The 14,315-nt window shown below is 64.3% G+C and carries 12 protein-coding genes; all 12 read left to right on the top strand.

The window, feature by feature from the left end; translation table 11 throughout:
* The first annotated feature begins 9 nt into the window (after positions 1 to 9).
* Positions 10 to 1,134, top strand: coding sequence for a glycosyltransferase family 4 protein (locus ACYVD0_RS00175; protein ID WP_460424889.1), 1,125 nt, complete (start codon positions 10 to 12; stop codon positions 1,132 to 1,134).
* 91 nt (positions 1,135 to 1,225) lie between these two features.
* The gene (gene rfaP / locus ACYVD0_RS00170; protein WP_460424888.1) at positions 1,226 to 2,041 is read left to right on the top strand and encodes a lipopolysaccharide core heptose(I) kinase RfaP; all 816 of its coding nucleotides are present in this window, start codon (positions 1,226 to 1,228) and stop codon (positions 2,039 to 2,041) included.
* A complete protein-coding gene (locus ACYVD0_RS00165; protein ID WP_460424887.1) occupies positions 2,038 to 2,775 on the top strand; it encodes a protein kinase family protein in 738 nt (245 codons plus the stop codon). The genes rfaP and ACYVD0_RS00165 overlap by 4 nt, the downstream gene beginning before the upstream one ends.
* A complete protein-coding gene (locus ACYVD0_RS00160) occupies positions 2,772 to 3,518 on the top strand; it encodes a protein kinase family protein (protein ID WP_460424886.1) in 747 nt (248 codons plus the stop codon). Before ACYVD0_RS00165 ends, ACYVD0_RS00160 begins: the two co-directional genes overlap by 4 nt.
* Positions 3,515 to 4,972 (top strand): BUD32 family EKC/KEOPS complex subunit, encoded by a 1,458-nt coding sequence (locus ACYVD0_RS00155; RefSeq protein ID WP_460424885.1) that lies wholly within the window; start codon positions 3,515 to 3,517, stop codon positions 4,970 to 4,972. Before ACYVD0_RS00160 ends, ACYVD0_RS00155 begins: the two co-directional genes overlap by 4 nt.
* Positions 4,973 to 4,986: 14 nt before the next feature.
* Positions 4,987 to 6,741: a carbamoyltransferase family protein gene (locus ACYVD0_RS00150; protein ID WP_460424884.1), complete on the top strand. Its 1,755-nt coding sequence runs from the start codon at positions 4,987 to 4,989 to the stop codon at positions 6,739 to 6,741.
* Positions 6,728 to 7,858 carry a glycosyltransferase gene (locus ACYVD0_RS00145; RefSeq protein ID WP_460424883.1) on the top strand — a complete coding sequence of 377 codons (1,131 nt, stop codon included), beginning with the start codon at positions 6,728 to 6,730 and terminating at the stop codon, positions 7,856 to 7,858. Before ACYVD0_RS00150 ends, ACYVD0_RS00145 begins: the two co-directional genes overlap by 14 nt.
* A 4-nt stretch (positions 7,859 to 7,862) precedes the next feature.
* Positions 7,863 to 9,137, top strand: a complete 1,275-nt coding sequence (locus ACYVD0_RS00140) for a capsule biosynthesis protein (protein ID WP_460424882.1) — start codon at positions 7,863 to 7,865, stop codon at positions 9,135 to 9,137.
* A 103-nt stretch (positions 9,138 to 9,240) separates the two neighbouring features.
* Complete coding sequence (locus tag ACYVD0_RS00135; RefSeq protein WP_460424940.1) at positions 9,241 to 9,897, top strand: glycosyltransferase family 25 protein; 657 nt, start codon at positions 9,241 to 9,243, stop codon at positions 9,895 to 9,897.
* Between the two features lie 503 nt (positions 9,898 to 10,400).
* Complete coding sequence (locus tag ACYVD0_RS00130; RefSeq protein WP_460424881.1) at positions 10,401 to 11,381, top strand: glycosyltransferase family 8 protein; 981 nt, start codon at positions 10,401 to 10,403, stop codon at positions 11,379 to 11,381.
* Positions 11,382 to 11,460: 79 nt separating this feature from the next.
* On the top strand, positions 11,461 to 12,477 hold the full coding sequence (gene galE / locus ACYVD0_RS00125; protein ID WP_460424880.1) for a UDP-glucose 4-epimerase GalE: 1,017 nt from the start codon (positions 11,461 to 11,463) through the stop codon (positions 12,475 to 12,477).
* 649 nt (positions 12,478 to 13,126) lie between these two features.
* Positions 13,127 to 14,302, top strand: coding sequence for an O-antigen ligase family protein (locus tag ACYVD0_RS00120; RefSeq protein ID WP_460424879.1), 1,176 nt, complete (start codon positions 13,127 to 13,129; stop codon positions 14,300 to 14,302).
* Positions 14,303 to 14,315: the final 13 nt, after the last annotated feature.

Genomic DNA, 14,315 nt, shown 5'->3' with positions numbered 1-14,315 from the left:
GACTTCCTGATGCAACTGGCCTTCATCCTCTACAAGTATTTCCCCTTCGGCGGGCTGCAGCGCGACTTCTTGCGCATCGCCCTAGAGTGTCAGCGACGCGGGCATGCCATCCGTGTCTACAGCATGTTCTGGGAAGGTGAGATTCCGGCAGGTTTCGAGGTCTTGATCGTCCCGGTCAAAGCGCTGTTCAATCATACCCGCAACGAGCGCTTCACCGCCTGGGTGCAGGCTGATCTGGCGCGCCGTCCAGTCGAGCGGGTGATCGGCTTCAACAAGATGCCGGGGCTGGATGTCTATTACGCGGCCGACCCCTGCTACGAGGACAAGGCGCAGACCCTGCGTAACCCGCTCTACCGCCTGTGGGAGCGCTACCGGCATTTCGCCGACTACGAGCGCGCGGTGTTCGCGCCGGCGTCGAAGACCCGCATCCTGATGATCTCCGAGGTGCAGCAGCCACTGTTCGTCAAGCACTACGGCACCCCGGCAGAACGCTTCCATTTGCTGCCGCCGGGGATTTCCGCCGACCGCCGCGCGCCGGCCAATGCCGGCGAGATCCGCGCCGGGTTCCGTCGCGAATTCGGCCTGGCCGGCGACGACCTCTTGCTGGTGCAGATCGGCTCCGGTTTCAAGACCAAGGGGCTGGATCGCAGCCTCAAGGCGCTCGCCGCGCTGCCCGGCGCACTGAAGAGACGTACCCGGCTGATCGCCATCGGCCAGGACGACCCCCGGTCCTTCCAACTGCAAGTCAAGGCACTCGGCCTGTCCGGGCGGGTCGAGATCCTCAAGGGGCGCAGCGACATCCCGCGCTTTCTGCTCGGTGCCGATTTGCTGATCCACCCGGCCTACAACGAGAACACTGGCACCGTGCTGCTCGAGGCGCTGGTCTCCGGGCTGCCGGTGCTGGTCACCGACGTCTGTGGTTATGCTCACTACATAGCCGAGGCCGGCTGCGGACAGGTGCTGCCCAGCCCCTTCGACCAGGAGCGTTTCAACCGGATGCTCGCCGACATGCTCGCCGCCGACGACCGGCGCGCCCTCTGCCAGCGCAACGGCCTGGCCTACGCCGAAACCGCCGACCTCTATTCCATGCCGCAGCGGGCTGCCGACCTGATCCTGGCGGAGCAGGGCGCGTGAGACGTTTGCCTGGCGTAGGCGCCGGTCTGCCGACGACGTCCGGATTCGATGCCTATCAGCAGCACGCTGGCTTCTACTGGGATGTATACCGATGCGACTAATCCTCTCCGAACCCTTCAAGTCCCTCTGGGCCGGGCGCGATGCCTTCGCCGAGGTCGAGCGCCTGCAGGGCCGGGTCTATCGCGAGCTGGAGGCCCGCCGGACCCTGCGCATCGAGGTGGCCGGGCGCGGCTACTTCGTCAAGATCCACCGCGGCATTGGCTGGGGCGAGATTCTCAAGAACCTGCTGACCGCCAAGGTGCCGGTGCTTGGCGCCGCCCAGGAGTGGACGGCGCTCAAGCGCCTCGCCGAGGCGGGGGTGCCGACCATGCAGCCCGTGGCCTTCGGCGAGCGCGGCAGCAATCCGGCGCGCCAGCATTCCTTCCTGATCACCGAGGAGCTGGCGCCGACCATCAGCCTGGAGGACTTCTGCCTCGACTGGCCGAACCGGCCGCCGGCGCCGCGCCTGAAGTACGCGCTGATCGCCGAGCTGGCGCGGCTGACCGCCAGCATGCACCGCGCCGGGGTGAATCACCGCGACTGCTATATCTGTCACTTCCTGCTGCACACCGACCGGCCGATCGAGGCCGACAGCCTGAGGCTGTCGCTGATCGACCTGCACCGTGCGCAGACCCGCGCACGGACGCCGCGGCGCTGGCGCGACAAGGATCTGGCCGCGCTGTATTTCTCGGCGCTGGACATTGGCCTGACCCGCCGCGACAAGCTGCGCTTTCTGCGCGGCTATTTCCGTCAGCCGCTGCGCCAGATATTGCGCGAGGAGGCGCGGCTGATCGCCCGCCTGGAAGCCCAGGCCGGGCGCCTGCTGGCGCGCTTCCAGCGCAAGGCGGCGGAGGGCAATCCATTATGAGCAGCTGGCGACTGGCCCCCGGTCTGGAGCCTGTGGCGGCGCAGGCTTTCGCCAGCCTGGATGCGGTCTTCGCCCTGGAGGGCGAGCGGGTTTCCCGGGATCCATTGTCCGACGTGATCCGCGTCGAGCTCGCTGGCATGCGCTACTACGTCAAGCGTTACCGCTCGGCGGGCAAGGGCCTGCGCCGCTACCTGGGGCGGCCGAGGGTCAAGGCCGAATGGCAGAACCTCAAGCGTTTCGCCAAGTGGGGCATCGCCACCGCCCCCCTGGCCGCCTGGGGGCTGGAGCGCAGCGGCGGAGCCTTCCAGCGTGGCGCCCTGATCACCTGCGAGCTGCCCGATACCGGGGATCTGGCGCAGCTGGCCAAGGAGGGCGATCCGCGCCTGGCCGATCGGCGCTGGGTGGACGGCGTCAGCCGCCAGCTGGCCCGGGCGACCCGGATCATGCACGACCACCACTTCGTTCACAACGACCTGAAGTGGCGCAACCTGCTGGTCGACGGGGAGGGACGGCTGTTCTTCATCGACTGCCCGGTGGGCGGCTTCTGGTGGGGGCACTGGCTGCGCTGGCGGATCGTCAAGGATCTCGCCTGCCTGGACAAGGTGGCCAAGTACAGGCTGTCGCGCACCCAGCGCCTGCGTTTCTACCTGCAGTACCGCCGGCGCAGCCGGCTGAACTCCAGCGACAAGATGCGTATCCGGCAGATCCTGAAGTATTTCGAGGGGCGCGAATGAACGACTTCATCGCCATGGAAGACCGGCTGCTGCTGGAGCGGTATGGACTGGCCAATTTCGATGCCCTCTGGGCGCTGCAGCTGCCGGCCATCGACGAACCGAATCTCGAGCGGGGCGGCTGGAGCAGCGTCTGCCGCCTGGCGTTGGGCGAAACGTCCTATTTCCTCAAGCGGCAGACCAATCACCTCACCCACACCCTGGCACACCCCTTCGGCGAGCCGACCTTCGCCCATGAGTTTCGCAACATCCGTCGTTATCGGACGCTGGGCATCCCGGCCCTGCAGGCCGCCTTCTTCGGCATGCGCCGGCAGGCCGGCAAGCGGCGGGCGATCCTGCTGACCCGGGCGCTGGACGGCTGGCGCGACCTGCAGAGCCATCTGGACGATTGGCCGGCGCTCGATCCGTCGCGGCGCCGAGCCATGCTTCAGGCTGTCGGCGCCCTGGTGCGGCGGCTGCACGGCGCCGGGCGGATGCATCGCTGCCTCTACCCTAACCACATCTTTCTGCGCGAGGCAGACGGCGCCTGCGAAGCCTGCCTGATCGACCTGGAGAAGACCCGGCCCCTGCTGCTCGGCCGTCGCGACCGCATCCGGGATCTGGACCCCCTGCTGCGCCGGGCCTCGGTCTGGGAGGCGCAAGAGTTGCGCCAGTTGCTCGAAACCTATCTGGGCGGGACAGCCCGGCTGGATAGCTGGTTTGAATGGCTGTCGAAGCGGCAGCGCAAGAAGGAGCTCGTCGGATGAAGCTGTGTCAGCTGAAAAAGGCCGGCCGCCAGCCGGACCTGCCGCTGCTCGTCGAGCTGGCCGATGCCGCCGGGCCGGCCACCTTGCGTCTGGACAACCTGCTGCGCGTGCTGCCGGGGCAGCGCTACGTCGGCCGCGGCGAATGGCGCGGACAGCGGGTGCTGGCCAAGCTGCTGGTCGGCGACAAGGCGGCGCGGCACTTCCAGCGCGAGCTGAAGGGCGTGCACCTGCTCGCCGGCCAGCAGCAGACCACCCCGCGGCTGCTCGCCGAAGGGCTGCTCGAGGGCGAGGGCGGATGGCTGCTGTTCGACTACCTCGATGGTGCCCACGGCCTGAACGAGGCCTGGCAGGCGGTAGAGGGCGAGCCTCTGCTGTCGGACGGCCAGCAGGCGGTGCTCGGCGAGGCTCTGACAGCCATCGCCGGGCTGCACGCCAAGGGACTGTGGCAGGCCGACATGCATCTGGACAACCTGCTGCGCCATGACGGCCGGCTGTATCTGGTCGACGGCGGCGCGGTGCACGCAGAAGAGCCCGGCAGGCCGCTGTCCCGCGAGCGGGTGCTGGAGAACCTCGGGGCCTTCTTCGCCCAGTTTCCGGTCGAGTTGGAGCCCTTCATCGAGGAACTGCTGGTGCACTACCTGCTGGCCAACGGCGAGCACGCCCTGCCGCTGGAGGCGCTGCTCAAGGAGGTGGCCCGGGTACGCCGCTGGCGGCTGCGCGACTTCCTCGCCAAGGTCGGCCGCGACTGCACGCTGTTCAGCGTGCGGCACGGGCCCATGGGGCTGCGCGCGCAGCGACGCGACAGCGAGGCGTTGTTGCGCCCGCTTCTGGCCGCCCCCGATGCGCTCATCGATCAGGGGCATATCTACAAGACCGGCGGGGCCGCCACCGTGGCACGGGTCGAGCTGTGCGGCCGGACCCTGGTCGTCAAGCGCTACAACATCAAGGGTTTCGCCCACTGGCTCAAGCGCTTCTGGCGCCCCAGTCGCGGCTGGCACAGCTGGGTCGCAGGCAATCGCCTGGCCTTTCTCGGCATTCCCACGCCGCGCCCGCTGGCGGTGCTGGAGCGGCGCTTCTGCGGCCTGCGCGGGCGCGCCTACCTGATTACCGAATACTGCGACGGGCAGGATATACTCGCGCGCTTTCGGCCGTATCTGGACGGCACGCCGCCGGAAGAGGAACTGCTGGCGCTGGAGCGGCTGTTCACCGCCCTGCTGCGCGAGCGCATCAGCCATGGCGACCTGAAGGGTAACAACCTGCTCTGGCAGGACGGCCACTGGCTGCTGATCGACCTCGATGCGCTGGAGCAGCATCACGGCGCCGCCCGCTTCGCGCGCGCCTTCGCCGAGGACCGCGCGCGCTTTTTGCGCAACTGGCCGGCCGACTCGGCGCTGCACCGGCTGCTCGACCAACGCTTACCGCGGGCAGCGGATGCCCGCACCACCGAAGAGTAAAGAGGCTAGACCCTGTGGCACTGACGATTCTCGGCCTTTCCGGCGCCCTCAGTCACGATCCTTCCGCCGCCCTGTACATCGACGGCAAGCTGGTCGCGGCCGCCGAAGAAGAGCGCTTCGTGCGCGACAAGCACGCGAAGAACCGCATGCCCTACGAATCGGCCAAGTTCTGCCTGGAGCACGCCGGGATCAAGCCGGCCGACGTCGACGTGGTGGCCATCCCCTTCGCACCGATCAGCCTGTTCGACAAGGCCCGCTGGCACTACGCCAAGCGCTACTGGTATGCCCCGGACCGCGCCCTTGACGCCATCCTGATGGGCAATCGCCGTTACAAGCGCTACCGCACGCGCATCCAGTGGTGCCTGCAGCAGCTCGGCTTCGACCTGAAGAAGGTCCGGATCGAGGCGGTCGAGCACCACCTGGCCCATGCATCCAGCGCCTACCACTGCGCGGGCTTCCAGGAAAAGACGGCGATCCTCGGCATCGATGGCAAGGGCGAGTACGCCACCACCTTCTTCGGCTGGGGCGAGAACGGCCAGATCCACAAGATCAAGGAATTCTACGACCCGGATTCGCTTGGCGGCCTGTACGGCGCCATCACCGAGTACCTCGGCTTCGAGATGCTCGACGGCGAATTCAAGGTGATGGGCATGGCGCCCTACGGCGATGCCGCCCGCTACGACTTCTCGCGGCTGGCCAAATTCGAGAACGGCGAGCTGACCATCAATACCGACTACGCCAACGTCATCGGTTTCCGCCGCTACAAGGACAAGGGCAAGGGCTACTACTTCTCGCCCAAACTGATCGAGTGGCTGGGGCCCAGGCGCGAGGGCGACGTCGCCGACGAGCCCTACATCCACTACGCCGCCAGCATGCAGGCGCTGTTCGAGCAGTTGGCGCTGCAGATGATGGACTACTACCTCGGCGACATCATCCGCGAGACCGGCAAGATCGTCTTCTCCGGCGGCTGCGCGCTGAACGTCAAGCTGAACCAGAAGATCATCGCCCGCCCGGATGTGAAGGAGCTGTTCGTCCAGCCGGCCTCGGGCGACGCCGGCACCGCGGTCGGCGCCGCGGCCTATGTCTCGCACCAGCGCGGTGTGCCGGTGGAGAAGATGGAGCACGTCTACCTCGGCCCGTCCTACAGCAATGAGGACGTCATCGCCGCCTGCGCCAGGCACCCGCAGAAGCCCGTCTGGAAACAGATCGACAACGTCGAGCAACGTATCGCGAAAATCATGGTCGACGGCCATCCGGTGGCCTGGTTCCAGGGCCGCATGGAGTTCGGCCCGCGCGCCCTTGGCGGGCGCTCGATCATCGGCTGCCCGAGCATGCCGGGCGTCGCCGACCGGATCAACGAGCAGATCAAGTTCCGCGAGCGCTGGCGGCCGTTCTGCCCGTCGATGCTGGATACCGTCGCCCCGCAGATGCTCAAGGTCGACCACCCGTCGCCATACATGACCTTCACCTTCGAGGTCCACGAGGACTGGAAGAGCCGCGTGCCGGAAGTGGTCCACGAGGACGGCACCTCCCGCGCCCAGGTGCTCGAGCGGCGCTTCAACCCGCGCTGGTACGATCTGATGAAGGAGCTGGAAAACCTCACCGGCAACGGTGTGTCGCTGAACACCTCGCTGAACCGCCGCGGCGAGCCGATGATCTGCTCGCCGACCGACGCCCTGAACATGTTCTACGGCTCGGACCTGCGCTACCTGATCATGCAGGATATCCTGGTGGTCAAGGAGGGGATGGACTGGTATGACGCCGTCTGAAGGGCCGCGGGTCCTGCAGTTCTGCCACGGCTACGACGGGCCTTTCCTCGACTGCGCCCGGCAGTACGCGTCCCTGTTCGCCGGCACGCCATACAAGGTCACCACCGTCTACCTGACCGGCGAACCCTGCGCCGAGGCGGAGCAGGGCAGCGCCTCCGACGAGGTGATCTTCCTCGGCTATGCAAGCCAGGAGGTGCGCGGTCTCAAGCTCGGCGCCATGCGCAAGCTGAAGCGCATCCTGCACGGGCGCGATTTCCGCCTGTGCATCGCCCACCGCTTCAAGCCGGCCTACGTCGCCTTGCTGGCCAGCGACCTGCCGATCATTGGCGTGCACCATGCTTTCGGCGACTACCAGCGGCTGTCGCGCCGTCTGGTCGCCCATTTCTTCCGCCAGCGCCTGAGCCTGCTCGGGGTGTCCGACGCGGTACGCGACGACATTCGCGCCTGTCTTTCGTCCTGGCCGGCCGAGCGTATCGAGACCCTCTACAACCGCATCGATGTGGAAACCCTCAAGGCCACTCAGGTGGATCGCCAGGCGGCCCGCCAGGCGCTCGGGCTGCCGGCGGAGGCCTGGATCGTCGGCAATGTCGGCCGTCTGCACCCGGACAAGGATCAGGCCACCCTGCTGCGCGGCTTCGCCGAGGCGCTGCCGCAGCTGCCCGTAGGCAGCCTGCTGGCGATCCTCGGCAGCGGCCGGCTCGAGGCCGATCTGAAGGCCCTGGCCGGCAGCCTGGGCATCGCCGGGCAGGTGCGCTTTCTCGGCCAGATTCCCGAGGCCCGGCGCTACTTCCGGGCCTTCGACGTCTTCGCCCTGAGCTCCGACCACGAGCCGTTCGGCATGGTGCTGCTGGAGGCGATGGTCGCCGGCGTGCCGCTGATCGCCAGCGACTGCGGCGGCGGTCGGGAGGTGGTCGAGGGCGTCGGCGCGCTCTTTCCCCTGGGCGACGCCGCGGCGCTGGCAGCGGGACTGGTGGTGCACCTCGCCGGCCTCGACGAGGCCGCCCGCGCCGCCTGCGCGCAGGCCATGGAGCGACGCCTGCAGGAGCGCTTCTCCGACCAGACGGTGGCCCGGCGCTTCTGGGCACTGCCGATGGTCGCGCCCTTCGTGCTGGACTGACCTCATGGCCGAACCCATTCGCATCGACCCGCCGGCCGAAGGCGCCTGGGCGCGCAAGGCCCGCATGCTGGATCGCTATCGCTGGCGGGTGCTGCGCGAGCGCCACGCCTGGCCGGGTGCTGCACTGCGTTTCGGCCGCGAGGCGCTGCTCGACCTGATATTCGGCATACGGGCACACCTTGGCCTGTCGAAAGCCAGCCGTGAAAGCGAGTCCTGCGACTTCCTGCTGCTGCAGGGCGCGCCCAAGGTGATCCCGCTGCAGCGCAAGAAGCACCTGATTGCGGCCCTGCGCGGCGCCGGCCATCACCTGATCGAGATCGCCCAGGAAGATCCGCAGGCGGTCATCGCCGGACGCCTGCTGGCGCGCCCGCCGCAGCCGGTGCCGCTGCGCTATTTCGGCTACGCTGCCTACGCCGAATGGCTGGTCGAGCGCTACGACCCCCGGCTGCTGATCAACGACCGCAACGGCAGCCTGTGCAGCCCCTTCCTGCGCCTGTCGCTCAATCGTCGCGGTCGTCCGCTGGTGCATCTGGCCCACGCCACGACCCTGGAGAGCTCGCGTCGTCTGGGCATGACCGACTACGACTACTACTTCCTGTTCGGACAGAGTTCGCTGGATGCGCTGCGCGCCCGGGCCCTGCGCTTTGGCGACACTCAGGCGGTGCTGTCCGGCTCGCACATGATCGACCGCGCCTACGACCTGCTGCCGGCCGACGCGGCGCTGCGCACCCTGCTGATTCTGGGGGTCGGTCCCGACAAGGAGAAGGAGGAGGGCTACCGGCGCACCTATGCGCTGCTCGGAGACTGGGCCGCGGACAATCCGCAGTACCGGGTGCTGATCAAGGCCCATCCGCGCAGCAAGGTGCCCTTCTGGCAGGGGGCGGCCGCGCAGCACGCCCACATCGAGGTTCTGCCGGCCGGCTGCAGCCTGGCCGAGGCCCTCGGGCGGGCCAGCGTGGTGGTCAACATCATGTCCAACGCGGTGGTCGAGGCGGCTTTGGCGCAGCGGCCGGTCATCTATGTCAATGCCGGTGACGATCGGGACATCTTTGCCCAGGAACACTTTTTCGGTACGCGGATCGACTCCCTCGCAGCATTGACGGCGCGTGTGGCCTGGATTGAGCAACATTATCTTCCAAGCCTCGATAGGGCCCGGGAGTTCGCTGAATATCATCTGGCCCATGGTGTTCGTGGTACGGAACAAACCATCGAACTGCTTGGCCGCCTGTTGCGGACGGAACCGATCCCGTGCCAGGCACTTGACGGTTCCATTTCCTGAGCCGGGCCGAACCGAACTTTCAATCGAGGATTACACAGTGAGCTGGCCGTTTGACTTTGCCTGCGTCATCAATCTGGACAGCAGGCCGGACCGTTGGGCTCGCATGGAGGCGTCTTTGCGTGGCATGGAGGTGCAGGCCGAACGTTTTTCCGCAGTTTCCCTGCATCACTTGGGCGATGATCGGCCGCCCCAGGCGTTGCGGGACTTCCTGCTTCGCGTCGATGGCGAGGGGGCTGAGTTCGAGCACAAGTTGCTGGCGACCTGGGCCTGCATGCGCAGCCATCTCGGCGTGATCGCCCGGGCCAAGGAGAACGGCTGGCCGGCGGTGCTGATCATGGAGGATGACTGCGAGTTCGAACCCTACACCCGGGCCGTGCTCAAGCGTGTACAAGCCCAGCTGTTGGGACGGGAATGGGACATGCTGTACCTGGGCGGCACCTTCAAGAAGGGCGGGACGAAGCGGAAGGTCGCCGCGAATCTGCTCTCGGTTACGCGCGTGCGCCTGACGCATGCCTATATGGTCAAGGCGGAGCTCTACGAGCGGATTCTCGCCGAGGCCCCACAGTCGGGGCTGCCGCTCGACTGGTACTACTCCGAGGTGCTGCTGCCGAAGGTCAGGGGATTCATGGTGAGGCCCATCCTGGCGCGTCAGCGGCTCATGGACATGAGCGACATCGAGCAGGTGGCGCGCAAACCCAAGTTCAAAAGTCGCCAATTTCTGGAGCGTCTGCTTGCCAGGATTCGCTATGGAGCATTTTGAGAGGCTGGCTGCTCTCTCAAGTGCAAATATACAGGGCTCTTGTCGTCGTGCCCTTATGTCTGTTCTGCCTGCAGATTGGTAATATGTGCAAATTGTCGCGCTTCATGTTGGGCCGTCGCCAAGATGGATCTGACCCTGTCCGATAGGGGGGCCAGTCTCCAGCGCTTTCCGGTCGGCGCCGCCCCCTGCCGGGAGTTTTCTGCTCTGGCGGGAGAATTTGTACCGTGAACGGATGCCGGTGCTGAACACTTGCAGGATGTGGCTTACGGAATGCGAGCGTGAGGGCTGTTCATCTTGCCTGAAAAGAATCGATACCTTTCCATATTCTATCCGGGACCTCCCCCGGCAGACTCTCCCTGGGGCAGCGATGCTCCGGCTATGGAACGATCCCCCGTGACTCGGCGAATCGATGCAGGGTTTCGAGTCGGCCCTCGCGGCCATTGGAAGCATCCTTGCGACGAGCCATCCTGGCTGCTTGAGTGAATTAGAGGTTACGGGAAGTCATGTCCGATGCCGCCACGAGAAATATAAATGTCCTTCATGTCGCTTTTGGTGTGGACGAGAACTATCTGCACCCCATGGGCGTCACCATTACCTCGATCGCCGAGAACAATCCCGATCTGGATCTGGTGTTTCATGTTTTCATTTCCGAGATCTCCTCGGTCAGTCGTGGTCGTCTCGAGCAGTTGGAGAGCCTTTTCGGCAAGCCCGTACACATACACCTTGTCGATGAGCTGGTTGGTGTCAAAGACCCGGGGGCCGGCAAGGGGCAGGCCTACATTTCAAAGGCCGCCTATATCCGGCTTCTGATTCCCGAGGCGCTCAAGGGTGTCGCGGACAGAGTGCTTTATCTCGATGCGGATATTCTATGTGCTGGCGATATTTCCGAGTTGTTGCGGTTGGATATCGGCGACACGATTGCTGCAGTGGTTCGCGATGCCGGCTCCGAGTCCAAGCGAGCCGGGTTGACTCGGAAAGGGCAGGTATTGACTGATTATTTCAACTCCGGCGTTTTGTATATCGATATCCCCCGCTGGATAGCCGGCAAGGTGTCCGAAAGGGCGCTGGAGAAGATAGCCGACCCAGTCCTGAATCTTCGGTATTCCGATCAGGACGCTCTCAATATCGTACTCAACGGGAAGGTGCGATTCATCGACAGGGCTTGGAACTATCCGTACGGCCTGACCGGCAAGCTGAAAAAGGGTAGGGTTGGCATGGTCGTTTCCCCGGACACAAAGTTCGTTCATTTCATTGGACCGATGAAGCCTTGGCGCGGCTGGAATCCTCATCAATCGAAAGAGTTGTTTCTCAAGTACCAGGCTCTCTCGCCGTGGGCCGGGGAGCGCCTGGACGACGGTTTCACGCCCAGAGAGATCTATGTCTATTCGAGATTCATGTATCGGCTCATGTTCAGTCAGGGGCGCTGGCTACATGGGCTTGTCTGGTACGGGAGATTTCTGCACAGAAAGTATCTGGCGGGTTGAGCCCGATCCAGTGGAGTTATGAACCTCTTTGGGTTTCTGGTTCGAGATATGGCTTTAAAATGGCAAGCTGGCTTTGAAGATGAAAATATTGGTGACCGGCGGTGCCGGCTACATCGGTTCGCATGCGGTACTGGCCTTGCTGGAAGCCGGTTTCGAGGTTGTCGTGCTGGACAACCTATGCAACAGCTCGGCCGAGTCTCTGGCTCGGCTGGCCAGAATCTGTGGGAAGGCACCTGCATTCATCGAAGGCGATATTCGTGACGCCCGCTTGCTGGATGGACTTTTCGCCAATCATGGGATAACTGCCGTGCTGCATTTCGCCGGGCTCAAGGCCGTCGGGGAAAGCGTGCGCAATCCGCTGGAATACTACGAAAACAATGTGGCGGGCACTGTGCAGTTGTGCCAGGCCATGGCTCGTGCCGGTGTCTTTCGTCTGGTGTTCAGCTCCTCCGCGACTGTCTATGGACAGCCACATGAAAGATCGCTTTCCGAAGATTGTCCGACTGGTTCGCCGACCAGTCCTTATGGTCGTTCGAAGCTGATGGTCGAGGAGCTTCTGCGTGATCTGGCGGCTTCCGATCCGCGCTGGAGCATGGCGCTGCTGCGCTATTTCAATCCAGTGGGGGCGCATCGCAGCGGATTGATCGGGGAGGCTCCCTGCGGCACCCCCAACAACCTGTTGCCGTTCATCAGTCAAGTCGCCATCGGCAAGCTCAAAGAACTTGCCGTGTTTGGGGGGGATTATCCCACGCGGGATGGGACGGGGGTGCGCGACTATATCCATGTGGTTGACCTGGCTGAGGGGCACTTGAAGGCGCTGCAGGCGATTAGCCGCCAAGCAGGCTTGAAGGCTTGGAATCTCGGTACGGGCAAGGGTTGCAGCGTGCTGGAAATGATCCATGCTTTCGAGCAGGCCAGCGGTTGCGCCATCCCTTATCGCATAGTGGAACGCCGACCGGGAGATATCGCCGCGTGCTGGGCCGATCCCGTCAAGGCAGAGCGGGAGTTGGGCTGGAAGGCGCAAAGAAGTCTTTCCGACATGATGGTCGACACGTGGCGCTGGCAGTCGATGAACCCGCAAGGCTACGCACAGTAGTTCTTTTTTTTGCTCCTGTTACCGCCGAGAGGTTCCGAGCGGCGCTGTGCCTTGCGGTTCTCTCCGTGAAAGTTTCGAGCTTCCCATGACTCGGCTTTGATAGGGCTTGAATATGCCGTGATTGATATCACGATAGGGGCGTGGCCCCTATAGCATGTTCGCCTTCTTTCGAGGCAACAGCCTTTGGGGGCGGGGCAATCGCATGAAGAGGCAGGTGCAGCCGTTCACTCCCTCTCCCGCGCGCGGGAGAGGGCTGGGGAGAGGGAAAACAAGTCATCGCTACACATTTGCCCTCTCCCCCGGCCCCTCTCCCATGAATGCTGATGTGTGCACACAACTTTATGAAAACGCAATAAAAACAGTCAGTTAGCCTTCAATGCTGCTTTTGGTAAGCTGCTGTTTTTACGAGCAAATTTCACTTTTTGTGCATGCTTTAGCCCATGAATGGGGGAGGGGGGAAATCGTTCATGCGATTGCCCCTGCCTTTGGGTTGAATATGACGTCTATCATGTTGGTCATCGACCATTGCTTCGTGTGGGTTGCCGCTTGCGCGGGAAAGGATTTCTAGCCATCGAATGGAGTTGCAGTGATTTCTAGTCAACGCTTGGCCCTGGCGTCCAGGTTCCCGAATGTCTGGTCATATGTTCTGGTGGCTGGTCTGTTCGTACAGGTAGCGGGTCTGCTGTTCAACAACGATGGCAGTCGTTATGCCACCCAGACATATCTACTGCTGTTCGTTCCCTCACTGTTTCTATTGCTGTACAGACGCCTGTCCTTGGTTACTTGGCGACAGCCGCCGGGGGGTATTCTGCTCGGGCTGTTCGCCTGGGTGATGCTCAGCGGCTGGCTGAACCCGGGCTCCGGCAATGAGCCTTCCCATTGGTTCAAGATCGTCCTCCTGGCCCTCCTTTATGTGTTTGCCGTGGCCAGCCTGGTCAGGCATCCGCGGATCTTCACCGGATTGTTGGTCGCCGCCGTGGCCATTGCGGCGGCCTTTGCCTGGCTGACGCTCTACTACCAGTTCGGCGTACTGGACAAGCCGCTGGACTACCAGGCCATGCGTTTCCATGGCCGCTTGAGCGAGTTGGGCTGGAACGGCTTTGCGGACTTGGATCACCCTATTGTCGCCGGCCTGTACTACGGCATCTTCGCGGTGCTGGCGACCGGGCTTCTAGTCGGCCTCCCGGTTCGGCCCTGGCAGGCTGCTCTGCTGGTTCTGGGCATGCTGGGGCTGCTTGCCTACATTCTGCTCACCTTCTCCCGCGGCGCGTGGTTTGCCACGGCGGCGGGCGCTTTCGTCATGCTCCTGCTGTTTCCCAATATCAAGTCGAAGATCCTGCTGGGTGGCGGTGTCCTGCTGCTGCTGGTCGCGCTCTTCCTGTTCTGGCCAGAAATCCAGCACGAGCGTCAGGTGGGATTGAGTAATCGCGAGCCGATCTGGGCGAGTTGGGGGGAGCGCTTTCCCACGTTCTGGCTGATGGGGGCGGGCGCCGGGGCGGACTTCGACTTCAAGTTTCCTCCGCCCGCCAACTGGAGCGTCAAGCACGCCCATAGCCTCTATCTGCAGTTCTGGTACGAATACGGCCTGCCGGGCATCCTGCTACTCGTCGCGTTGCTGTCGAGTCTGCTCTGGAAAGGCTGGACATGCCGGGCAGAGCCCTTGGCGCGGCTGGGGCTGGCGCTGCTGGCGTTTGCCATCGTAGCGATGGTTTCAGACATCTATGCCATCCTCCATCGCCCCAGCCCCCACTGGGTGGTGTTCTGGTTCCCGGTCGGCATCCTGCTGGGCGTGCAACGCCCGCAGTCTGGGAGCGAGGCGGCCTGAACCCCGCCCGCGA

Source organism: Azotobacter armeniacus, assembly GCF_054779355.1.
This window is presented reverse-complemented; position numbering and strand designations above follow the sequence as displayed.

Excerpts from the sequence above, each read along its gene's own strand:
- rfaP (WP_460424888.1), top strand. The coding sequence starts at position 1,226 with ATGCGACTAATCCTCTCCGAACCCTTCAAGTCCCTCTGGGCCGGGCGC.
- ACYVD0_RS00135 (WP_460424940.1), top strand. The coding sequence starts at position 9,241 with ATGGAGGCGTCTTTGCGTGGCATGGAGGTGCAGGCCGAACGTTTTTCC.
- ACYVD0_RS00160 (WP_460424886.1), top strand. The coding sequence starts at position 2,772 with ATGAACGACTTCATCGCCATGGAAGACCGGCTGCTGCTGGAGCGGTAT.
- ACYVD0_RS00175 (WP_460424889.1), top strand. The coding sequence starts at position 10 with ATGCAACTGGCCTTCATCCTCTACAAGTATTTCCCCTTCGGCGGGCTG.
- ACYVD0_RS00130 (WP_460424881.1), top strand. The coding sequence starts at position 10,401 with ATGTCCGATGCCGCCACGAGAAATATAAATGTCCTTCATGTCGCTTTT.
- ACYVD0_RS00140 (WP_460424882.1), top strand. The coding sequence starts at position 7,863 with ATGGCCGAACCCATTCGCATCGACCCGCCGGCCGAAGGCGCCTGGGCG.
- galE (WP_460424880.1), top strand. The coding sequence starts at position 11,461 with ATGAAAATATTGGTGACCGGCGGTGCCGGCTACATCGGTTCGCATGCG.
- ACYVD0_RS00145 (WP_460424883.1), top strand. The coding sequence starts at position 6,728 with ATGACGCCGTCTGAAGGGCCGCGGGTCCTGCAGTTCTGCCACGGCTAC.
- ACYVD0_RS00165 (WP_460424887.1), top strand. The coding sequence starts at position 2,038 with ATGAGCAGCTGGCGACTGGCCCCCGGTCTGGAGCCTGTGGCGGCGCAG.
- ACYVD0_RS00155 (WP_460424885.1), top strand. The coding sequence starts at position 3,515 with ATGAAGCTGTGTCAGCTGAAAAAGGCCGGCCGCCAGCCGGACCTGCCG.